Origin of the sequence: Mesorhizobium sp. WSM3873 (genome assembly GCF_001672445.1) — a bacterium.
GTDB lineage: Bacteria > Pseudomonadota > Alphaproteobacteria > Rhizobiales > Rhizobiaceae > Mesorhizobium.
In genome coordinates this window covers 38687-58662 of record NZ_LYTM01000022.1, presented here as the reverse complement: position 1 = coordinate 58662, position 19976 = coordinate 38687, and the positions used below count along the sequence as shown (strand labels likewise).

Below are 19976 nucleotides of genomic sequence, written 5' to 3'. Positions count from 1 at the left end.
GCCGACGTGGCGGTGGATCAGCAGGAACTCGCCGCTGCGCCGCAGATCCAGCTCTATCCCGGCATGCCGGCGCAGGTCATGATCGTCACCGAGGAACGCACCGCGCTGGACTACATTCTGGGGCCGCTGACCACGTCCCTGCATACGGCCTTCCGGCAGAAGTAAAAGCAAAAAGCTGAACTTCCGGAGCAGTGAGGTAGGTCGGGTGACTGAGGCGGCATTGCCCGCAAACTAAGGCGCGCTGCGTCACGGCTTGCAGTGGTGCTCTGCGGTATCGGCTACTGTTTGGCCTTTCATTGTTTTGCGGGGTGCGGGCAGCCATTTTGGCGCAATCTCGGCGGAGGCGTGTTGAAGCCTTCGTGAAGGATTACGAACCCGATCCAGCATGGGCTCTCTTGAATCGGATACTGGCGCACATGCGGTGGCGCCTAGGCGCCGATCTTGATTACATTGTATTGTCGCGAGAGGAGCAACGGCATCTTTCCCCAAACGGATGCTACTTAAGCCCCTGAACGTCATGAAAATGGATAGCCTCACCCGCGCGCGATCTTAATGTAGGATCGTATAAAATCGAACTTGGGGAAACTCCGATCATCATCGCTCCGACCTAACATACGGTCTGCGACGCCGAGGCAAACGATGCAATCTCCTGCCGAGAAGAACAAAACACCACCTCGAACATTGCCAGGAGAGGATGAGCGCCAAGCGCGGCTCGAAAAAACGGCCAGGCTCAAACGTCTTCGGTCCTACGCCTCCTGGCTCTTGTTTGACCCCACTGCTGAGTTTCATGACACGGTCGACTGCTCTGTCCTGCTCGAAGTTAGCGCCCCGTCCAGCAGTCGGAACGACGCTCACTTAGCAATTTTTGATCAGGGAGGCGGTCGATTACCGCGCGAACGTATTTCTCTCGGAACAGTTAGAGGCGGACACTTCGGGCGCTTATCGACGCGGGCATGTCTGTCACGGGCGGCTGCGTCGACTGCCATCGGCATCAGAAAAAGGCTAGGACCTCGAGCCTCATGCGACAGCTTTCGGCGCTGGCGAACGGCGCTTGCCGCCGGTCTTGGAATCGCGCTTGCGCTTTGAAAGGTGCGCAAGCAGAGCCGCCAAACCCATCGCGTTGAGAACCCGCGTCCTAGGGACGCCCCCCTTACGTGCGATCTCGACACCCCAATGCATGTGGTCGAGTTCTCGGATTGAATGAGCGTCTGGATTGATGCTGAAGATGCAGCCGTAGTCGAGAGCCTTCTGATGCCACCGCCAATCGAGATCGAGCCGCCACGGATGCGCATTGATTTCGACCGCGACGCCATATCTCGCGCACGCTCTGAGGACCTTGTCGATGTCGAGATCATAGCCGGGGCGACGCAACAACTGGCGACCGGTCATGTGTCCGATGATTGTCGTAAGGGGGTTCGCGATTGCCTCAATGATACGGTCCGTCTGCACTTTCTTCGGCAACTTGAAGCGGCTGTGCACGCTCGCGACAACGAAATCGAACTGCTCCAAAACATGGTCCGGATAGTCAAGCGAACCGTCGGCCAGGATGTCTGCCTCGATGCCCTTCAGAATACGGAATTTTCCACCATACTTCTTGTTCAGCCGATCCGCTTCGCGGTGCTGCTTAGCAATCTCCTGCAATGTGAGGCCGCCCGCGTAGTGGGCAGACTGCGAATGGTCGGCGGCACCATAGTACTCGAACCCGCGCTCACGGGTCGCTTCAGCCATTGCCTCAAGCGTCTCGGTGCCATCGGATGCGGTCGTGTGAGAATGCAGGATGCCATGCAGATCTTCGTCCCGGACGAGGGTAGGGAGTTGCCGCCTCGCTGCCCGCTCAATCTCGTCCCTGCCTTCGCGCAGTTCAGGTTCGATGAACTGCAGGCCCAGCGCGTCGTAGATTTCCTCCTCTGTCACTGATGCGATCAGCTTTCTGGCGCGGTAGAGCCCATCCGGTTTGAGGGCGAACCCTCTTTCGGCCGCAAACATCCTCAATTGCTCTAGATGGGCCGCGGAACCGGTTGCTTCGAGGAAGCTCGCGCCAAAGTGCTTCTTGTCCGTGACGACAAGCCTGAGGGTGGACTGCTCGATTTCGGTCCGTTTCTTCCCTTGCGCGACCAGCGCGAGGTCGGCAACAAGTTCGCAACCACGTCGGAAATCACCGGCGATTTCCACGCGCGAAAACTCGGGGTGCTCCTGCTTCACCGACATGACCGCATGTTCAAGAAGAGCGGCGGCCTTGTGCAGGTGAAGCTGTGTTTCGCCGCTTCGAGCGATAGCCAGGTTCTGCAGGATTTTCGTTTGAAGCGAAGCACCGAGGCCTTTGACTGGCCGGATGCGATCTGCCCTTGCTGCCGCTTCGAGCTCGGCCAACGAGTTCACGCCGAGCGCCTGATGGAGCTTCAGTATCTTGTCGGGCCGAAGCCCGGGTATGGCAAACAGCTCCATTACGCCCGCCGGCACCTCCTCGCGCAGCTTCTCAAGGCGTGGATGCGTGCCCGACTCGTAGAGCTTGCGCACAATGTCTGCGATAGCGTCACCGATGCCCGGGATCCTGGTGAGGGCGCCCGCGGCGATGATCCGGTCAAGCGGCTGCGACAACGCAGCCAGACTATCGGCCGCGCGCAAGTAAGCCTTGGTGCGATAGGGATTGTCTCCGCGCAGCGATAAGCGATGTGCGTATTCCCTTAGGAGACTGGCGACTGTCCGCGGATCGGGTTTTGCCATAGTCGAGGCAAACGGGGCCGATCTCCGCAGGTTCCAATCAGGCAAGGACCGCGAAACGCTCCATCCACAGTTGATGCCTTTTTCGCGGAGTGGGCGTTACAGATCAGGCAAGGACTGGTCGGCGCGACCCCACCCCGCCAATGATTTATAGGCTGCGCGTTTCTTCAATTCAGGAGCATCGCCGACGTGGAAATGAGAGGGCGCATCAATCGTTTTCATCTCCGCCCAGGTGATCGGCGCCGCGACGGGCGCGCCCGGTCGAGACCTTGCGCTGTAGGGCATGATCGCGGTCGCCCCGCGCTGGTTGCGCAAATAGTCCACAAAGATGCGACCCTTCCGGCGCGCCTTCGACAGCGCGGCCGTGAAGTGGGCCGGATCGCTCTGAGCGACCGCTTGAGCGAGGCGAGACGCGAAGTTCTTTACTTGCGGCCAATCGGCGTGAGGGTGAGGGGCGCGATTACATGCACCCCTTTGCCTCCCGTCAGCATCGGGAAGGTCGCGAGTCCCAGCGATTTCAGAATATCACGAAACTGGAAAGCAGCCCCGCGGACAGCTTCGAAATCGAGACCCTCATCGGGGTCGAGGTCGAACACGAGGCGGTCGGGCTTTTCGACATCCTCGATCCGAGCTCCCCACCCATGCAGCTCGATCGTTCCCATCTGGACGCAAGTCATCAGCCCATTGGCATCGTCGACATAAAGGTATGGCTCCTCGTGGCCGTCCTTTTCGGTGATACCCACTTGGTGGACTTTGTCGCCAAAGCTCCCGGCATCATGCTTCTGGAAAACGCACTTCTTGGCCCGGCCCTGGGGGCACCGAACCAGACTGATCGGCCGACTGCCGACCCAGGGAAGCATGATCTCCGCGACGGCCGCGTAGTGGTCCGCGAGCTGGCCCTTGGTGATATTGGACTCCGGATAGATCACGCGGTCACGGTTGCTGATGGCGATGGTGTGCGCCCGCGACGTGGTCAGATTGGCCGTGCGACGTTCCGTCTCCAGAACGACCGCCTCCGGCTTCTTGTCTTCGCGCAGACCGAGATAGCTCGGATGCCTCAACGTTCCTTCGTTGGTCATCTCGGTGAAGGCAATCTCCGCGACCAGCTTGGGGCGAAGCCAGTGTGCTCCGCGAACTTCGGCTCGCGGCGCCTCGACGGTCGCGGCATTCTGCTCGAGCGGTGCCATGATCCTCATGAGACGGAAAAGTTCAGCCGTATCGAAGCCGGTGCCGACCTTCCCGGCATAACGCAGCTTGCCACCGTCATGCACCCCCAGGATCAATGACCGGAACGCGCGGACCTTATCGGACGGCGTCCAGCCGACAATCACGAATTCCTGCCGCTTGATGCACTTGATCTTGAGCCAGCTTCCGCCGCGGGCTCCCACATAAGTCGAATCGGCGAGCTTCGAAACAACTCCCTCGAGACCGGCCGCGCAAAAGTGATCGAGCAGCTCTTCTCCCCGACCGAGGATATGATCGGAGTAACGAAGGACTGGGTTCTTCGCGGGCAAAATTTCCTTGAGCTTCTCCTTGCGTTCAAGGAGTGGATGCCTCGTGAGATCTTCGCCGTCGAGCTGAAGGAGGTCGAAGGCATAAAAGTCGATCGTTGCCGGCGCACCCTTTAATGCGTTCTGAAGCGCCTGGAAGTTTGATCTTCCGTCGGCATCGACAACGACGGCCTCGCCATCGATCAGGGCGGAGCGGACCTGGAGCTTACGGGCTTCCGAAAGAATGGAAGGAAAACGGTGAGACCAGTCCAGGCCAGATCGCGTATAGGCCCGCGCTTCGCCGCCGCCGACGGCAACAAGAATGCGATAGCCGTCATATTTCATTTCGTGGATCCAGCGGTCGCCGGCAGGGACGGTGTCTACGAGCGTTGCCAGCTGGACGGGCCGTAAAGTGGGAAGCGCTAATTTGGTCCGGTCACGAATAGGCGACTTCGCTTGAGGAGCGCTCCACCTAGGGATTGCCTTACGCGACGTTGGCTTGACCATTCTCACGCACCCCAAACCCGAGACGAAATGGCTTAATCGCGTCCAACGCGCGATTGCTTCTTTGGTTTCGCGGCCGGCGCATGGGGCTGTCTCGGTTGTTGCCGAGTCTTGTGATCGAGGCCGGTCTTGTGAATCCCCTCAAATAGCACGGATTTAGAGTCGACGGCACGGTTTCCTCCATTCGATCCGAGCCGTCTGAAGGCAAGCAACGGAGCCCACTCGACCCTCCCTCAGGAGTGGGCTCCAGTCGATCTGGGTATCTGGATCATCGCTGCCTACACCGCGCACCTCATCTTCGGCCGAAGCTCCCACTCCATGGCGGGCGCATCAGCGCCGAAGCGATCGCGTATCGCCGCTATGAGTGCCGGCTGGACCCTTCAACAGTATGTCCGTCACGGCCGGGCGTCTCGATTGTCACCGCTATCAGCGGATCGATCTGCCGACGCGCGGTTGCGGTGGCAAGCGGGTCAAGCTAACCGCTACCAATGCATTTTATGATCCAGAACCGGGGCGACATGCACCTTCGCACAAACTGGCCTTTCTACCCATCGGCCTGATACTGTGGTATGTAGATGCCGCAATTCCATAGGGTGGGACCACGGATATTCCGCTCGACCGTGCAGGCCGCCCCAGCGCAGCTGGCGTGGTGCGGATCGTCCGGCGCAGATGACGATCGATCAGGGAGGAATGCCATGCGCGCAATCGCACTTTTCATCGCCTCGGCGGCGACGATCTTCATTGCAAGCCCTTCGCGGGCGCAGGATGCAGCCGCAGGCGAGAAGGTCTTCACCAAGTGCAAGGTCTGCCACATTGCAGACCAGGACCAGAACAAGGTCGGCCCGTCTCTGCACGGCGTCATCGGGCGCACCGCGGGCACGCATCCCGGTTTCACTTATTCCATGGCCATGACCGAGGCCGGAAAATCCGGCATCAAATGGGATGAGCCTACGCTGACAAAGTATATTCAGGACCCCAGGGGGACGGTCAAGGGGACGAAGATGGCGTTTCCCGGCCTCAAGAACGATCAGGACGTAGCCAACGTCATTGCTTACCTGAAACAGTTTTCCAAGTAATCGGGCCATTCCAGGCCCCTGTCTGTGGCGCCGGCTCGCCCCGACCGAAGGCGGCCGGAACTGATGGCGGCCCGCTTGGCCGGCCGAGACCCAAACAGAATGCCCGTCACCCCAGGCAACGGGATGGCGGGCATCTCTCTCATGCCACCGAACTAAGGGACGTATGCTCGCCGGCTCTCAAATGATCCAGCGGGCCTAGGTTTCAGCACAGGGACCAAAGCATCAGCCTATCCGACTTCCGGAAGGAACATTCCTACCAGTGTCCCGGTTGAGTCTCGCGGCGTGTGTCTCCGGCACGAGGCTCACCGCCGCGCTGGGGCGCTCCCCCCGGGAGCCCGTTCGCCATCCCTCAAGGCGGCGGGCTCTTGCCGTTCTAGTGCCCCCGTTTCGTTGGCTATGCCTCGCCGGGCAAATCACCGGGCGAACCCCCAATTGTGTTTGACTATTTGCTTTGTCGGGCGCGTAAAATATCAGGTTCGCCCAACCGGGCGGACTAACTCAGGGAGGATGTTATGAAGATGAGTCGACGTAATGCTCTCGCCCTTGCTGCCACATCGTTGGCCGCCCCGCTTTTGGCCGCAAAGTTCACGCCGGTATCGGCCAAGACCTATGGCCCGACTGAGGGCAAGGAGATTTTTCCTGGCGTTCGGCTAGTCGAGCGGGGGACACGAGACTCCCATATCAAGGGGTATAAGAAAATCGTCATGGAAGACGTGATTTATCAGCCGAAAGGAACTAGCCCGCTGGGGGACGTGATGACCGACGACATGGTCTGCACGGTCACTGAAGGCGAACTGGAAGTTACGGCCGGCGATATGAAGTTCACGGCCAAGGAAGGCGACGTTTGGAGCTGCGGCAAGGGCAGTACGAAAGAGGCTGCTACGAACAATGGAACAGTGGTCGCAGTGATGCGTGTCATTAACCTGAAGGTCGCATAAGTCCACACCCCGCGCGGGAACTGGCGCCTTCCAGGCCACAAACGGCGTTGAACATGTCCATGACACGGGAGGGGAGCGGCCCGGTAGCCCTTGGGTGTGGCGTTTGGGCGCGGCCACCGGGCCTTGGCCGGCAGGAGAGCTAGATGACCCGCAGCCGAAAATATTCGCATCTACTAATGAATGGAATTCAGCCAAAAGGGCGAACCCGCCTTTAACCACCAACCTGACGGCTGGACCCTGCAACAACTGATCGACGCCGGCATGTCTGTCACGGGCGGATGCCTCGATTGCCATCGTCATTAGAAGCTCGATCTGCCTGCGCTACGCGATCGCTTCGGCGCTGATGCGCCAGCCATGGAATGGGACTTGCGGCCGAAGATGAAATGCGCCGTTTGCGGCGGCAAGCGCATCACGCTGACCTATTCGCCAGACACCAGCCCAAAGGACCTCAACAAAGCCGCCGGTGAGCAACTCCTGGAACCTTTGCCCTTGTCGAAGTTCGGTAGCTGGGCGGCGCTGCTATAGCGACGCCTCGGGATGGCCTCATTTGGAACGGGCTGACTCCTCAGAGGAGACCCGACAAAAGAGCCCGTCCCTCACACCGGCGGGCTCTTTCAGTGCATTGGCGGCGGTTTATTGAAGAGCTTTCCGATGAACAGCTACACCGTTGAAACGATGTCGGGAACGGATGTAGTCGCTATTGCCTACGCGAGGACCACCTCACCGAAAGAAGCCGCTGAATGGGTGACCGGCCGCCACGTACAGGACCGGCGAGACGAAACCCAATGGGTTCGCGTCACGGACGAAACCAATCGAGCGGTCTACAAATTTGCCTACAAATAGGTTGGCCACCACGTACGAGAGGCGCGGTCACGCGTTGCCTTCGACCGAGCTCTCTTCGTCCAGCGCATAGGGCACCGGCAGGTAGGCGTTGGCCATCAGCCATTCACCGACGATCGTTCTGACCAGCTCCGACTTGGATAGCCCCATTTCCGCAGCCAGGCCTGCCAATGCTTCCTCGACCTTCGGATCCAGGACGAGCCCCGTCACATTCCTCAGCATTAGGGCGGCCCTGCGGAGCATCACCTGAAGGTCGGCTCTCGAGATCTCTGCAATCTGATCGACTGGCACTTCCAGGTCGGTTGCTATCGTCTCACGTATCATGGATGTGCCTCTGCTACAGGTAGCGTTCCCCTCCCCACGGTGTTCAAAGCAAAACCAGTGGGATGGCTTCCTCAGGCGAGCAAAGCCCCAGCCCGCATCTTTCCCACAACCCTCGTGCTCGCAGGCGTGGCCGAGAGGCCCGCGCTCGCGCGTTTGCAAAGGCTCGCCGGGGCGTGTCGTTCGTCGCTCATGCCAAAAAGATTCCATACGCTGGCTTGACGTTCAAGCGTTTTGTTCTTTTTCTGTTCTCATGGCGCATGATGATCGACACGCTGGGCAAAGCGACCATGCACAACATGTTTTTGAAGGTGGAGTGCGCCTGCGGGAACGTGCGCTACTGCCGGTCAGCTGACCTCATGATGGTTTACGGCGGGGGCGCCAATCCCTTCCGCCTGAGGTTCGACTGCAGCCGGTGCAAGCCGGAGATCAAGGTGACGCTTGTCGAGGTTCACCCCGAGCATCTGCCGAGGAAGCTTGTGATCCATGCCCATGAAGGTCGACGGCAAGATCGTCTGGCACACGGAAAGGTTCCGGCCATGAGCAGCGCTGGTGCGTCGTCGCCCACATTTGTTGCATTGCTCTCGAACAAGGAGACGACCGCCGAGCGGGGCGGGGGACCGGGGTGTGTCGACGGTCGTCGGAGGACAAGGGGCCATATGGTCAGCAAACTGCGTTGCGATAGGCCCTAACTCATTGTGGCGTCGGCCGCCCTGATCCACATTAACATTTGTTGTTTTCATCTGAGCCGGAAATCAACAAGCCGACCAGGTTGTTCACAGGTACGCCTTGGACACGAGCCGCTCGAGATGGACTGGAATGCGCCTCCATCCGGCCATTGGAGCAAGCTTGCCCGCCGTCCGTAAGCAGACTTCGCTGCTCAAAAGGCGAGAACGATGCACAGAGACGAAGTTAAGGGCGCGATGTCGCTGCAGACAGGGCAAAGGATGTCGCCATGTCAAACCCCTCACGGGCATTCTACACAAGTTCGAACGGCGACCGCTGGCTGGTCGTCAAGGTCGGCGAGCGGGACGAGATTTTCGTGAGGCATGAGCCGAACCGGGCTTCGGGCGGTCTCATTGGGACGTATCGGGACATTGCGCGATAGCGCCCCATTGATCTGTTGACTTTTTTCTTCGTCTAGGAGGGGGGCTGGTAGAGGAACATGAACCGGGAACTGGAGCTGAAGCGGTAGTGGGTCAATTCTGAGGGCCGAGGGATGTATCGCGCTTCGCCGGATGGAACCTTAGCACCAAACTGAAGCGTGAACAGCAGTCGACTATCGTCATCCGTCACATGCATGTTCCAAGGGGGTCATGTGTTCCCAGAACGATTGCTGCGAATCGTCTATCATTTGGCCGGCCGCTCGAACGGCCTCTCGCCGCGCGGCGTTTAAGTCGGGCAAATCGATTCCTGCCTGGTCTGGAATGAACTCACAGTTATCGACATGGAAAAAGTAACGCGGCATGCGGTAGTCTCCCAGCAACCTACTTCTTAACGACAACAGTCCGAATTTGTTTCCAAAAGCGGCTGAGCAGCTCCGCAAGAGCCGCTGAGTCGACCCGTTAGCCCGCGTGTCCCCCCGGACGTGCGGGCTTTATCGGACGAGCCGGAAGAGGCTGTTCCCTCCCAAATCGTTCCGCACACCCGGTCCCACATACAATCCGCACTAAATGCCCGGAACGGATCGACGCCTGATTCGCAGCATCAGAGCTGGTCGGCTTCGGTCGGCGGTTTTTTTGTGTCATCAAGCAATGCGGCGAGGAGCTCGGGCCGAGCTTCGAGGCCGACAGGTCCGGGGCATGCCTTTCCCACTCTTGTCGCGGAAGACAATCGTCTAGTACGGAACGCCGGAAGGCTTCTCGGATGTTATTGGGGGTCGTGAGCACACATCGTCCCAAGCTCCTCACCCGGGGGCCGGCCAACCTCAGTCGGATCTGATCAGCAGCGATGTATGCCATTCGCGAAGCAATCCAGGAGCTATTCCGGCGCCAAGGCCCTCGGCATCAGCAGCATCCAGATCGACGAAGAGCGCCTCTATCAGGCGACATGCTGGATGCGATCGTTCACAGGAGCGCATAGCAGATTAGGTCAGCCCCGGGTTTGGCGGCAGAAAACCAAAAGTCGGGAATGTCCAGAATGAGATGGGAGGCTTGCGTTGGCGGTAATTCAAGCCTATATATCTGCAATCGATGTTTGCTGTTGAACTTGTTTTTGCGCTCCGGCGCCCGACGATCTTCCTCTCAAATCTCGACTAATATGACGTTTGGCGTATCGCCAGACGCGAATTTCTATGCCGATTTGAAAGGAAATCGCTATGAACACTGGAACCGTAAAGTTCTTCAATTCGACCAAGGGCTTCGGCTTTATTGCTCCTGAAACGGGCGGCGCGGACGTGTTTGTCCATATCACCGCTGTTGAGCGTGCCGGTATGCGCACAATCGTAGAAGGTCAGAAGCTGAGCTTCGATGTGGTGCAGGACCGCCGCAATGGCAAGAGCGCGGCCGAGAATCTTCGGGCCGCCTAAAGGATACCGCTTCTGGCCCTTGACCACGGATGTACTGGCACTGGCCGTCGAGGCGTTTTGGAAAGGTCGGGCCCGCCCGGCCTTTTTTCGTTTAAGGAACTTATGATGCGCAATGCAATTGCGGAAGCCGTTTTCAAGCCGAAGCCGACAGCTAGGGAGAGCAAGGGCGACGCGACCACACAAGCCGCACGAGAGATCATGGACAAAGAGGCCGCAGAGCGCGAGTCAAAGACACAGCGGCTCAGACTGGCTCGGCTGGCCAAAGAAGCTGCTGCCCCCGCCGCTTTTCCAAAAGCTAAACGTGCATCGGCAAAGCGGCGCGTTGCCGCCTGACCGCAGGGAAGGCACGCGGCCGGCCAGAAGGCCTCAGGCCGAGCATAGTGGAACATCCGACGGGGACGGCGACGAACCCAATCCTCAATCACGACCGGCGGTGACCGATGGTGGAAAAATATTCACACGCGCGAGGGCATTTCTTCGCAGCCGTAAGGGCACTGGCCGCGTCGTCGGATGGCATTCAAACGCGGCTGATCGAAGCGAACGAGAGCATCCTCAACGTGACCCTCGACGAGTTCGCGGGCGACCTTGAGCTGAAGCTCAAGTTTGCAAGAATTTTGGACCTCCTGGCCGTTGATCAGGACGACTTGGTCACGACCGCGGTTGAGACAGCGGCACACATGACCGATTTTGAAGCGGTAAAAGTTGCGGACCTGATCTGCGATTTCTGTTTTGAGCTCACTTAGGCCAACTGCGACCAATTCTTCATGGATGACGACCGCGCGGTGGAAATCAGCCCACTTTCCGAATGGCGCCTGCGCTCATTGCCACTGCAGCGCATCAGGCTCCCATCAGCTCTCCAGCAGGTGGCCCGCTCGCGCCGGTTTGCCGGGGTCGGGTGCGCCCGCCAGCACGTTGCCGCCGACCCGCTCCGGCTTGTCATAGGCGCTAGCCACCGCCCGACCCCCCTCACCAGTTCACCCCGGAGGTCCACATCGAGGATCGAACCTGAGGCGTTTCGGGCTCAAGCAGCACAAGCGTTCCCTAACGGTCGGGCAGAGCCCAATCACCCTGCCAGTCGCGACCGTTGCGATCAGCGCGCTATGCGCATCGCTTTGGCGCCGGTCGTCAGGCACGTGAAGCCTGTCGGGCATCACCGCAAGAAGCTCTCCGACCTGGCCCATAGGCCCCACGCTTGACCAGCCACGAGCGCCTCATGCGGACGTCGCGACAGACGCTGGCACACCCGAGACACAAAGCCTCATAGCTCGGGTTCTTGCATGAGAGGCTTTCGTGGGCCTGACGGCAGCCAAACCCTTAAGCATGTCGGTCATACAAGGCTCTGATCTCGCCTAAAAGCAGGCGAAGGCTGACTTCACGAGGAACGTCGCAAACTCGGCTAGGCAGCAACTCGTTGTTCTGATCGCATGCGCAGAGCGCTCCTACTCATCCGCGTCACTTTGCTTGCCAAGGTGCGAGATCGGAGCAATTCGCAGGCTCATGCGTTGGTTTTTCAACCCTGCTCGAGAGGATCTCATCATTGGACCCCACCACCGAGCTAGCCAAGTTGCGCCGACATGTCCGCATTCTCGTGGACCTTGGCCGCGTAGCGGGCGAGCAAACTCCGCTCGGCCGCTTCCTCGATCAGGCCTGTGTGCAGGTAGCCCGGGCTGTTGAGATTGACCACGCAAAGATCCTTCGCTACCGCCCGCGCACCGCGGACCTGTTCATGGAGGCCGGCTTCGGGTGGAAGGAAGGGACTGTGCGGAACGCTGTTTTTCCGGCGGATCTGCGATCGCCGCCCGGCCGGACTTATCAGACAGCCGAGCCTTTGGTGATTGTCGATGGCACGGCCGCCGAGCAGGATGGCGAATACGTCTTTTCAGATGTGCTGAGAGAGCACCACATCAAATCGCTGGCGAACGTGCCGATCCTCATCAAGGGTGCAGCCTGGGGCGTGCTGGAGGTGGATTCCTCGGTCACGCGCGACTTCAGCGAAGATACCGTCGACTTCATGACGGCTGCTGCTGCCCTCATTGCTTCAGCAATGCGGCGACCAGAGGTGGACCGAAGCAACCTGGAATCCCGCGAGGTGCTGCTGCGGGAGATGCAGCACCGCGTAAAGAACAACTTTCAGCTGATCCTGGCCTCGATAGCCATTCAGAAGCGCCGCCTTGAAAGGCCGGAAGTGCACCGGGCACTGGAACACGTGGCTAACCGCGTTAATGCCATTTCGCTTGCTCATGACCAATTGGCACCGGGGCAGGACCTCCGAACGGTGGACGTCGCCGGTTACCTGCGGGCGCTCTGCGCTTCGCTGCAGACGCAGGTGGAAATTGCAACGATCGAGATCGCGGCCGACGAAGTCGAGCTCTCGATTGAACGCGCGGTGCCGCTCGGTCTTATCTTGAATGAAGCCGCGATGAACTCAGTCAAGCATGCGTTCGGAGCGGAGGGCGGGCGTATCGTTGTCAAGCTTGAGTCCGGGATAGGCTACGGCGAGGCACGCCTGACCGTTGCCGACAACGGTCGTGGCATTCAGAATCCCCGGCCTGGCGGGTCGGGACAGAAATTGATCCAGGCGCTCGCCCGGCAGATGGGCGGTAACCTCCAGCAAGAGAGCTCCGCCGCGGGCACCACAATAACCGTGATCTTCCCTGTCATTGCATAACGCTCGCTCCTGTCGCGGTTTGCATTGGCTTCGCAGGCGAACAGACCGAACTAGGCAGCAGCCAATGCAGCTCAATTGTCGCGAAGGCTCCGCCGCGCGCTGTCAAGGATAGGGCTAAGCAGATAGGCGAATACGCTCTGTTCGCCGTCCGTGAGCAATATCTCGGCGGGCATGCCGGGCATGAGCTTCACCTGCTGCAAGGCAGCCAAGTCCTCAGGAGCGTCTGGTCCGCAAGTATGAGGAAGGCGCTCTTGATGAGGATGCGCAGGCGGCCGATCTCATCCAGGAATATGAGGGTCGCATTGCTGCGCTTGAACGGCTCGTCGGCAAATAGGCTCTGGAACCTAGTTCCTAAAGGGGGCCTGAAAAGCGCACCGCTGCCGAGAATCGGGGCTACGTCCCTTATCACCGGCCCCGTGGCGTCTCCGTCGCGGAGGGATGCCGGTTGATGGGCATTGCGCGTTCGACCTATTATGACTCCCCGAAGCGGCCGACTGACGCCGCGGTCAGTCCAATTAGTGTCTCACTTGCATGATACTGGGGGATTGCCCGGTCAAATGCCTCATCCTGCCCCTAACGTCAGGGACGTCGCAGCGCATGTCGGCAATCATCCAATAACAGGTTGGCGTTCAAGAGTAGCCGAAGACGGACGGCAGTCGTGTGAAATAGGAAATCCGTGTAGATTGGTACGTTAAGCACGCAGTGTTTCTGTTAGCCCTCCAGCAGATTTTGCATGGACCGTTCGATGGCCCAGTAAGACCAAAGTGAATATCATGGTATTTGATCTATCGGTCGAGCGGATCTTGGGAATCGGCGCACTTGTGCTTCTGGGCATCGGCTGCATTGTCGTGCTCTGGCCATTCCTCTCCGCCTTGATCTGGGCGGCGGTGCTCTGCTTCTCCACCTGGCCAATCTACACTTGGTTGGAGCGACTGCTAGGAGGAAGGAGGACGCCCGCCGCGCTTCTCATGACACTGCTTGTGGCAGCTGTTATTGTGGCGCCGTTTGCCATCTTGGTGGCAACACTGGCCGATAGTGTGGCGACCGTGGCCCAGGCCGTGAACAGCCTTCTTGAGCAAGGCCCACCTGCGCCGCCTGGGTGGGTAGCCGAAATCCCCTTCATAGGTGAGCGTCTTGCGCTTTACTGGCAGGGCCTGGCCTATAATGCACCAGCCTTCCTCGTCGAGCTGACGAAGCTGATCCGGCCTGCGACCGACATCGCAGTGGCCAGCGGTGCGGTTCTGGGCGTCGGGCTCCTCGAACTGGCACTGAGCGTGTTCATCGCGTTCTTCTTTTATCGGTACGGCCGCCAGATGGCAGCTTCCGTGCGTGGCAGTTCTGAGCGGATCGGTGGCACTCGCGCCCGACATCTGCTCGCAGTTGCGGGCTCAACAGTTACCGGGGTGGTTTACGGTGTGATCGGGACGGCTATTGCGCAAGGAGCGCTCGCCGGGCTTGGGTTCTGGATCGCAGGTGTGCCTCAGGCGCTACTGCTCGGCTTCCTCACATTCCTTCTGTCCTTCGTGCCCGCCGCCCCTCCGCTGGTTTGGGGGTCCGCCGCCCTCTGGTTGTTCTTTGGAGGCGAGCTCGGCTGGGGCATCTTCGTTGCTGCTTGGGGTTTGCTGCTGGTGAGCAGCATCGACAACCTGTTGAGGCCCTATCTTCTCACGCAAGCGAACAGCTTGCCAGTGCTGCTCAGTTTCTTCGGTTTTCTCGGTGGCATTTTGGCCTTCGGCTTCATCGGTGTGTTCCTCGGCCCTGTCCTCCTAGCAGTGGGATACAGCCTTTTTCTTGAATGGCAGGCTGCCGACGTCCCGAAGCATAGCCCTCCTGGTGAGTAGTCCTTCGGGCGGCGGTGGCGCGCCCGGCGCCAGGAACGCGGGGTTGATGTTGGACTAACGGCGGCGTTCGCGGTGACGAACGGCTTTCCCTGGGTGATGTGGCGCAAGGCTCCCGCCGAAGGATGAGCGAGCCCGCGCATCTCGAACTCTGGGGCGAGGAGGCGGTCCGGAGCGCGACCGATCTCTTGGCCGACCTGGAACCGGGTGCGGACCGAGTATCTCTCTGGCTGGCTGGTGCGCGTGCGCGGCGGAATGGCGAACTACTCTACACCGTCGAGGTCAGTGAGGCCAAGGAGGCCGGCATAGGTAGTGATGAAATTTGAGATGGATGATTCAGTGCCGCCGGCCTGTCGCCTGACGCGTCGAATTCCCAATATGCTTAGCGCTATGGATCAAAACAAACGAGCCCTTGAGCGCGCCTTCGACCTCGCCCAGTCTGGCGTATGCGTCAATTTCGGAGAGGTGCGTACAAAGATCAAAAACGAAGGCTACGACAGTCGTCAGATGAAGGCTTGGCCCTTCGCAAGCAGATCAATCAACCCATTCAGAGTGCGAGAGCGAATGCCCATCGGACCTAAAGGCCAGAAGCGACCGGCCGACGTGATCGGCAACGCCGTCCGCGTCATGCGCATCGCCACCTGGCGAGGAAGCCGACGACACACCGGATGACGGCAACGGCGCCGCCGCAAAAGAGCCTGGCTCGAACGGCGGAAAGAAACGCGCCGCCAATATGTCACCGGAACGGCGCGCAGAGATTGCTAAGAAGGCTGGTGCGAAGCGGTGGGCGAAGCAGCTGGCTCGTCCGCCTCCGAGAATCTGGCGGCTGGTGTTTCCAAGACGCTCTGGTCGATGGAAGACCTTTGCGAGAAGATCGACGCCGTTGCGCCTTAACCCGGCAAGCGCGGTCCCTAAAAAAAGCGCGCTCTAACATTACTGGCCGGGTCGCCGTACTGAAAACTAAATCTGACTCGGCATGCCGTTAAGTGCTAGCGTGTCTCTGGCGCTGATCTCCACCCACTGGAGAACTGGCGACGGGGGCTGGTGGTCGGCAGGGGTCGAGTCCACCAGCCTGCCCACACCTCTCTCAATCCAGAAACTTCAAACTGAGACACTACCCGGCATAAGAACCAGTGATGGTGCAGTGGCTTCAAGAAAGGACGGCCGTCTAGGATCGCGCTAACATGCTAGCGCATCAAACCCGCCGCTCGTAGCGCATCTTCGATGACGGCCTGTATGCCATGCGGGCCCGACTCGGGTCGAGGCGCGGATATGTTGCGGGCTGACGGAGTGGGAAATTTTGCCAGCGCCTCTTCTTCCGCGGCCGGCGACGACGAGCGGGAGGACGGCCTTTCGGCCTCCATATCAAGATTCGATCGGATCGAACCATTCGTCTGCGTCGCATCGATACCCCAGAAACGCGCGATCTCGCGCGTGGACGAGATGCCGACATCGAGCATGAAAGGGCCTGGACTGCCCAGGCCATCGCGGATCGGCGTACCGTGTCCCATTCCGGCAATCATGTTGATCTCAATCATTGCCTCACCCCCGACATTCCGCCAGACTCGCTTCGCAAGCCTGCCGGCCCTTTCCGAATGCGTCGGCGTCTTCTTGTCGAATCCATGAACGCCCAGCCATTGTGCCGCGAGGGCATCCGCGTTGGACGGCGCGACTGTTTGGTCTGCCGTGCCCTGCCAGATCGAAATCCTCGGCCATAATACCCTATGGTCGGAAGCATGACGAAGGATCCGTTGCAGTTCCTTTCCCGACGGACCGCCATGCCCGCGCATGCGGTCGAACGCCTGCGGAATCGTCGTCGCGCTGCCGTAGGGTATGCCCGCAATGATGGCGCCACCTGCAAACACTTCCGGGTAGGTCGCCAGCATGGCCGCCGCCATCGCGCCGCCGGCCGAGAGGCCGGTGATGAAGATGCGCTTTCGATCGATCCCCTTCGCGAGGACCATCGCCTCGATCATCTGGCGTATCGAAAGCGCCTCGCCCGTACCGCGCCGGGTGTCGGCAGGTTCGAACCAGTTGAAGCAAAGGTTCCGATTGTTGGCACGTTGCTGCTCGGGAAAAAGCAGGGCAAAGCCGGCCTCGTCGGCGAGCTGTGACCATCCGGAATGATGGTCGTATGCGGCGGGATCCTGAGTGCAGCCGTGGAGGACGACGACGAGTGGCGCATTCGTCGGCAAGTCGAGCGGAAGGTGGAACCTGCCTTTCAACGCTCCCGGATTGGAACCGAAGTCGGTCAAAGCCTGGAGACGTGCACGTCCTCTGGGGCCCGGGACATGTGTGGGGCGTTGCGCGCGCAACGCGCTCAGGCGCGCGATCGTATCGGAGATTTTTCGCAATATGGCCGTCCCCTGTTTGACGCCGGAATTGGAAGGCATCGTGGGCAACGCACTTGCAGCAATATGGTTGCTGCACTGCACAATAATATGGACAGCTTGGACTGACGAGATGAAAGATCGTCACGTGGCCCGGTCGCTCCGTGCGTTAACCGGCGCTCGGTAAGGTAGAACGCTGCCTGCCGTCCAAGGCGGCCGGAGCGCTGGGCAGGAAGGTCCCGCTCTTTCATGGTACATAACCCATCGTCCGAGAATACCTGTCACCCGGTCGGTCCCGGCACTTCATAAGTCCAGACCCGAAACCCCTTCAGGACATGCGGACCGAACGAATTGATCAACGGGATGTCTGCCGCGTCGCGGCCACGCGCGACAACGATCCTGCCGATACGCCGCGTGTTGTTGCGCCGATCGAAGGTATGCCACTGGCCATCGAGGAAGACCTCGATCCAGGCACTGAAATCCATCGGATCGACGACCGGCACGCCGATGTCGCCTAGATGGCCGTTGACGTAGCGGGCGGGGATATTGAGACAGCGGCAGAACGCGACGGCAAGGTGCGCGAAATCGCGACAGACGCCGACGCGCTCGTGATAGGCCTCGGAGGCCGTTCGCGTCGAGCGGGCCTGCATATAGTCGAATCGGATGTGATTGTGGACGAAGTCGCAGATCGCCTGCACGCGGCCCCATCCCGGAGCAACGGCGCCGAAAATATCCCAAGCGATTTGGCTGAGGCGGTCGGTCTCGCAATTGCGGCTTCCCAGGAGGTAAACGAGGCTGTCGTCCGGAAGGTCCGGCACCGGCAGTTCTCGGGCGTCAAGCGCCAGCCGGTCCGGCCTGCCGTCGTCCTCGATCGTTGCATCGCCGCACATCGTCAGGTCGCCCGCCGGCGCGACAAGACGCCGGCAACGGTTCCCGAAGAGATCGCGGTAGCTAGAGACCGGTACGTCGGGATTGATGAACGTCGTTTCCGGCACCCTGATGTCGGGCGCGCGATCCTCATGGACCGATAGCAGGCAGACTAGCGCCGTAGGCTGCTGGCAGGTTAGCGTGATCTCGTAACCATAGCGGATCAGCATAGAGATCCGCCTAGCGGAAATCCACGACCGTCAGCGTGTAGGAATCGCGGCGGTCGTGGGAACAGGCCTCGCGCGCGACTTCGTAGATGGCCGCGCGCAACGATGGCGCCGTTGAGATCGTCGACCTCAACGGCTTCACGACCGACGACGGCATGGGCATCGTCAGCGTCGCGGGTCCGGTAGAATTCGATCACGATCTTCATCGTCCTTGCCCGCCCAATCAATCTCTCCCATCGCGGTCATCAGCCCTTGCCGTTGCCGCGCGAAGCGTTGCTGTTCGCGGTGACCTTGATCGGGCCGCCGGATCTGCTTTCAGACTTGGGCGGCGCCTGCTTCGGCTTCCTGATCTCGCAACTGCTGCGTTTCTGTCCCTTTGGCATGGCCGAACGTCCTTTCGATGAGGGTTGCGCCTTCGCTGGATTGCGAAGGAAGGATTGGTTCGAGGCTGTCCTGTGTGGCCACCCGCTCATGCCGCTCCTCGTCGTTGCGGATGCGGTATTGCGGCGAATCTCCCCTCGGCGGGAGTGTGCCGGTGATGCGGTAGACTTCCAAGGTCTTCGGGAATGTGCCGAAGTTGCCGCCCAGGCGGACTGCTTGTCCAATGGTGAAGAGATGCATCGGTGTCGGGCGGCGATTGGCATGCGCGGTGCGCCGCTGAATGCTCATGGTGGTCATGGTTGGTTATCCTTTTCGAGGGCGGCGTCGAGGTTCGCCGGATTGATCGGCACCATCTGCTGCGTAGGTCCACGCATCCCGATGGCCGGCAAGTGGATGAAAGCGCCGACACGTCGCCAGGCACCCTCGATCGCTTCCTCGTCATGGTCGACGCGATAATCGCCGGCCGGCTGCACCGTATCAAAGTCTGGCAGCCGGAACGGCGCGGAGAAGTGAACGACGGTCTGTGTGGTACGGCTGGTCATGGTCGCGATTTCCGCGGAAGCACGCGGAGGCGCCTCCCGCATCATTCCCGTCCGAACCGGAACGATCCCGATGCTGCCAGTAAATCCGTGGTCAGTGCCGACGTTCATTCCAGGGTTCGAGCGGAGCGGCACACGTGCCGGATCGGCGCATGGACCGCTATCGAGAATTCGGTGATGAATGGCGGATCTCTGACACCGCAAAAGCCAAATCGGCCAAATCAACGAGCTCCTTGTATGCGCTTCAATTAAGTTGCGAACAAGGCGCAAAGTGAACTATTTTCGCTGTCCAATTAAAAAGTTAGAACCGTCCAAAATAAGCAACGGCTAGAGCGAACGATCTAATGAACAAAAATCGCGTGTTTCCTGGTTCCGATAAATAGATATTTTTTGAGTTACGCGAGCGATTAATTTCTGTGTAAAAGGGACGTGGTCTGCCCTGTGCGGGCCGCAGAGAGATCGCAATTAAATTCCGGCCGCTCCACGACCGCGTCCTCATCCGAGGCGCTGAAGGCGACTTGAATCCAAAGGTGGATCATCGTCCCCGACAACGCGAAGGAAAAGCCGCAGGAAGGCGAGGTGATCGCCGTCGGCCCAGGCGAAGGCGCCGACGGCCTCCCCCACTGCGCCTACGATTGACGGAGCCGTCGAGCCGGTAGCGGAAGAGAGGGAACTGGTTGCGCCTTCGGGAGAAGCGGACTTCGACCCG

19 protein-coding genes and 3 pseudogenes are annotated in these 19976 nt (G+C 59.9%); 14 read left to right on the top strand and 8 right to left on the bottom strand.

The window, feature by feature from the left end; translation table 11 throughout:
- Positions 1-165: pseudogene (locus tag A9K71_RS32625) on the top strand (HlyD family type I secretion periplasmic adaptor subunit); the annotation flags it as partial.
- Between the two features lie 852 nt (positions 166-1017).
- On the opposite strand, the gene A9K71_RS15780 reads toward A9K71_RS32625, so the two are convergent.
- Both A9K71_RS15780 and ligD read right to left on the bottom strand, forming a co-directional pair.
- Positions 1018-2724 carry a DNA polymerase/3'-5' exonuclease PolX gene (locus tag A9K71_RS15780; protein ID WP_066997292.1) on the bottom strand — a complete coding sequence of 569 codons (1707 nt, stop codon included), beginning with the start codon at positions 2722-2724 and terminating at the stop codon, positions 1018-1020.
- Between the two features lie 96 nt (positions 2725-2820).
- Positions 2821-4556, bottom strand: a pseudogene (ligD, locus tag A9K71_RS15775) (DNA ligase D).
- Between the two features lie 854 nt (positions 4557-5410).
- On the opposite strand from ligD, the gene A9K71_RS15770 reads away from it, so the two are divergent.
- The 4 genes from A9K71_RS15770 to A9K71_RS15760 all read left to right on the top strand — a co-directional run bounded on the left by A9K71_RS15770 (position 5411) and on the right by A9K71_RS15760 (position 7572).
- Positions 5411-5791, top strand: a complete 381-nt coding sequence (locus tag A9K71_RS15770) for a cytochrome c family protein (RefSeq protein ID WP_066997289.1) — start codon at positions 5411-5413, stop codon at positions 5789-5791.
- Positions 5792-6303: 512 nt separating this feature from the next.
- Positions 6304-6729 carry a hypothetical protein gene (locus A9K71_RS15765; protein ID WP_066997287.1) on the top strand — a complete coding sequence of 142 codons (426 nt, stop codon included), beginning with the start codon at positions 6304-6306 and terminating at the stop codon, positions 6727-6729.
- A 354-nt stretch (positions 6730-7083) separates the two neighbouring features.
- Positions 7084-7254 (top strand): hypothetical protein, encoded by a 171-nt coding sequence (locus tag A9K71_RS32075; RefSeq protein ID WP_197504238.1) that lies wholly within the window; start codon positions 7084-7086, stop codon positions 7252-7254.
- A 126-nt stretch (positions 7255-7380) separates the two neighbouring features.
- A complete protein-coding gene (locus A9K71_RS15760) occupies positions 7381-7572 on the top strand; it encodes a hypothetical protein (RefSeq protein ID WP_066997284.1) in 192 nt (63 codons plus the stop codon).
- A 27-nt stretch (positions 7573-7599) separates the two neighbouring features.
- Here A9K71_RS15760 and A9K71_RS15755 read toward each other — a convergent pair whose 3' ends face one another.
- Positions 7600-7893 carry a hypothetical protein gene (locus A9K71_RS15755; protein ID WP_066997281.1) on the bottom strand — a complete coding sequence of 98 codons (294 nt, stop codon included), beginning with the start codon at positions 7891-7893 and terminating at the stop codon, positions 7600-7602.
- Positions 7894-8066: 173 nt separating this feature from the next.
- On the opposite strand from A9K71_RS15755, the gene A9K71_RS32620 reads away from it, so the two are divergent.
- The 8 genes from A9K71_RS32620 (at position 8067) to A9K71_RS32615 (ending at position 15595) form a co-directional block, all read left to right on the top strand.
- Complete coding sequence (locus A9K71_RS32620) at positions 8067-8582, top strand: hypothetical protein (protein ID WP_245299642.1); 516 nt, start codon at positions 8067-8069, stop codon at positions 8580-8582.
- Positions 8583-10207: 1625 nt separating this feature from the next.
- Complete coding sequence (locus tag A9K71_RS15745) at positions 10208-10417, top strand: cold-shock protein (RefSeq protein ID WP_066997278.1); 210 nt, start codon at positions 10208-10210, stop codon at positions 10415-10417.
- A 105-nt stretch (positions 10418-10522) separates the two neighbouring features.
- Positions 10523-10750: a hypothetical protein gene (locus A9K71_RS15740; protein ID WP_066997316.1), complete on the top strand. Its 228-nt coding sequence runs from the start codon at positions 10523-10525 to the stop codon at positions 10748-10750.
- A 107-nt stretch (positions 10751-10857) separates the two neighbouring features.
- On the top strand, positions 10858-11160 hold the full coding sequence (locus A9K71_RS15735; RefSeq protein ID WP_066997276.1) for a hypothetical protein: 303 nt from the start codon (positions 10858-10860) through the stop codon (positions 11158-11160).
- Positions 11161-11954: 794 nt separating this feature from the next.
- Complete coding sequence (locus tag A9K71_RS15730) at positions 11955-13085, top strand: histidine kinase dimerization/phosphoacceptor domain -containing protein (RefSeq protein ID WP_245299641.1); 1131 nt, start codon at positions 11955-11957, stop codon at positions 13083-13085.
- 773 nt (positions 13086-13858) lie between these two features.
- Positions 13859-14926: an AI-2E family transporter gene (locus A9K71_RS15720; RefSeq protein ID WP_066997312.1), complete on the top strand. Its 1068-nt coding sequence runs from the start codon at positions 13859-13861 to the stop codon at positions 14924-14926.
- A 122-nt stretch (positions 14927-15048) separates the two neighbouring features.
- The gene (locus A9K71_RS15715) at positions 15049-15249 is read left to right on the top strand and encodes a hypothetical protein (protein WP_066997267.1); all 201 of its coding nucleotides are present in this window, start codon (positions 15049-15051) and stop codon (positions 15247-15249) included.
- Complete coding sequence (locus A9K71_RS32615) at positions 15239-15595, top strand: hypothetical protein (protein WP_245299640.1); 357 nt, start codon at positions 15239-15241, stop codon at positions 15593-15595. Before A9K71_RS15715 ends, A9K71_RS32615 begins: the two co-directional genes overlap by 11 nt.
- Before the next feature lie 515 nt (positions 15596-16110).
- Here the strand turns inward: A9K71_RS32615 and A9K71_RS15705 are convergent.
- From A9K71_RS15705 to A9K71_RS15690, 5 genes are all read right to left on the bottom strand, one after another.
- Entirely contained in the window at positions 16111-17277 is a 1167-nt protein-coding gene (locus A9K71_RS15705) for a PHB depolymerase family esterase (protein WP_082980547.1), read from the bottom strand.
- Between the two features lie 257 nt (positions 17278-17534).
- A complete protein-coding gene (locus A9K71_RS15700) occupies positions 17535-18350 on the bottom strand; it encodes a transglutaminase family protein (protein WP_066997261.1) in 816 nt (271 codons plus the stop codon).
- A 10-nt stretch (positions 18351-18360) separates the two neighbouring features.
- On the bottom strand, positions 18361-18504 hold the full coding sequence (locus A9K71_RS30465) for a hypothetical protein (protein ID WP_197092122.1): 144 nt from the start codon (positions 18502-18504) through the stop codon (positions 18361-18363).
- Between the two features lie 158 nt (positions 18505-18662).
- Positions 18663-19025: a hypothetical protein gene (locus A9K71_RS15695; protein WP_066997258.1), complete on the bottom strand. Its 363-nt coding sequence runs from the start codon at positions 19023-19025 to the stop codon at positions 18663-18665.
- Positions 19022-19270: a hypothetical protein gene (locus A9K71_RS15690; RefSeq protein WP_066997307.1), complete on the bottom strand. Its 249-nt coding sequence runs from the start codon at positions 19268-19270 to the stop codon at positions 19022-19024. Before A9K71_RS15690 ends, A9K71_RS15695 begins: the two co-directional genes overlap by 4 nt.
- A 461-nt stretch (positions 19271-19731) precedes the next feature.
- On the opposite strand from A9K71_RS15690, the pseudogene A9K71_RS30460 reads away from it, so the two are divergent.
- Positions 19732-19867: pseudogene (locus A9K71_RS30460) on the top strand (co-chaperone GroES); the annotation flags it as partial.
- Between the last annotated feature and the right edge of the window lie 109 nt (positions 19868-19976).

What these genes read in the sequence shown, in the direction of transcription:
- A9K71_RS15780 (WP_066997292.1), bottom strand. Translation starts at nt 2,724, where the DNA reads ATGGCAAAACCCGATCCGCGGACAGTCGCCAGTCTCCTAAGGGAATAC.
- A9K71_RS15770 (WP_066997289.1), top strand. Translation starts at nt 5,411, where the DNA reads ATGCGCGCAATCGCACTTTTCATCGCCTCGGCGGCGACGATCTTCATT.
- A9K71_RS15765 (WP_066997287.1), top strand. Translation starts at nt 6,304, where the DNA reads ATGAAGATGAGTCGACGTAATGCTCTCGCCCTTGCTGCCACATCGTTG.
- A9K71_RS32075 (WP_197504238.1), top strand. Translation starts at nt 7,084, where the DNA reads ATGGAATGGGACTTGCGGCCGAAGATGAAATGCGCCGTTTGCGGCGGC.
- A9K71_RS15760 (WP_066997284.1), top strand. Translation starts at nt 7,381, where the DNA reads ATGAACAGCTACACCGTTGAAACGATGTCGGGAACGGATGTAGTCGCT.
- A9K71_RS15755 (WP_066997281.1), bottom strand. Translation starts at nt 7,893, where the DNA reads ATGATACGTGAGACGATAGCAACCGACCTGGAAGTGCCAGTCGATCAG.
- A9K71_RS15745 (WP_066997278.1), top strand. Translation starts at nt 10,208, where the DNA reads ATGAACACTGGAACCGTAAAGTTCTTCAATTCGACCAAGGGCTTCGGC.
- A9K71_RS15740 (WP_066997316.1), top strand. Translation starts at nt 10,523, where the DNA reads ATGCGCAATGCAATTGCGGAAGCCGTTTTCAAGCCGAAGCCGACAGCT.
- A9K71_RS15735 (WP_066997276.1), top strand. Translation starts at nt 10,858, where the DNA reads ATGGTGGAAAAATATTCACACGCGCGAGGGCATTTCTTCGCAGCCGTA.
- A9K71_RS15720 (WP_066997312.1), top strand. Translation starts at nt 13,859, where the DNA reads ATGGTATTTGATCTATCGGTCGAGCGGATCTTGGGAATCGGCGCACTT.
- A9K71_RS15715 (WP_066997267.1), top strand. Translation starts at nt 15,049, where the DNA reads ATGAGCGAGCCCGCGCATCTCGAACTCTGGGGCGAGGAGGCGGTCCGG.
- A9K71_RS32615 (WP_245299640.1), top strand. Translation starts at nt 15,239, where the DNA reads ATGAAATTTGAGATGGATGATTCAGTGCCGCCGGCCTGTCGCCTGACG.
- A9K71_RS15700 (WP_066997261.1), bottom strand. Translation starts at nt 18,350, where the DNA reads ATGCTGATCCGCTATGGTTACGAGATCACGCTAACCTGCCAGCAGCCT.
- A9K71_RS30465 (WP_197092122.1), bottom strand. Translation starts at nt 18,504, where the DNA reads ATGCCGTCGTCGGTCGTGAAGCCGTTGAGGTCGACGATCTCAACGGCG.
- A9K71_RS15695 (WP_066997258.1), bottom strand. Translation starts at nt 19,025, where the DNA reads ATGACCACCATGAGCATTCAGCGGCGCACCGCGCATGCCAATCGCCGC.
- A9K71_RS15690 (WP_066997307.1), bottom strand. Translation starts at nt 19,270, where the DNA reads ATGACCAGCCGTACCACACAGACCGTCGTTCACTTCTCCGCGCCGTTC.